Annotated in this window: 1 protein-coding gene; it reads left to right on the top strand. The window is 46.1% G+C overall.

The genetic code is table 11. The features are described 5' to 3' along the window. The first annotated feature begins 51 nt into the window (after positions 1–51). Positions 52–279: a hypothetical protein gene (locus A2F46_RS11815; RefSeq protein ID WP_066570668.1), complete on the top strand. Its 228-nt coding sequence runs from the start codon at positions 52–54 to the stop codon at positions 277–279. Positions 280–560 lie beyond the last annotated feature (281 nt).

Below are 560 nucleotides of genomic sequence, written 5' to 3'. Positions count from 1 at the left end.
AAAGCTAGAACCTGTATTTGAACAAATAGATTTGATTAAGGGGATGAGACTATGATTTACCGAACTGCGGAACGATTTAAAGCCATGGACGATGTTGGCAACGTGTACCACCTTTCTAAGATGGTAGAGCAGGTTAAACCCGCACCAACCTATGATGATCCTAATCCACCTCAACGCGATGGTTTGGCCAAATTGGTATTGGACAATGGCGTGGCTGTGAATTATGTAGATGAAAACACATTTCAAACATTATCAGGTGCGATCTTAAAGCGCATCTAATTACCGAGCAAGCAAGCCTTGCATGTGTCTTTGCGACACGACCCCTAATAACCGCTATACCTTGAGCATCCGTTGTGAAACGCTGCAAACAGGTATGGCGGTTATCCTATTGGATAAACCATGCAAGCACATAGACGCAGGCAAAACACGTACCAAGCATCAAAGTCATGGCGCGATAACCGAACCACAGCAGAGCGCGGTTATGGTGGTAGATGGCAGAAAGCACGTTTAGGCTGGCTGAAAAAGCATCCCTTGTGTGCCTACTGTGAACAGCAAGGCCG

The sequence above is a fragment of the Snodgrassella sp. CFCC 13594 genome (genome assembly GCF_001590725.1).
Lineage (GTDB): Bacteria > Pseudomonadota > Gammaproteobacteria > Burkholderiales > Neisseriaceae > Snodgrassella.
The sequence above is the reverse complement of the archived record's forward strand: the minus strand, read 5'-3'. Positions and strand labels throughout refer to the sequence as shown.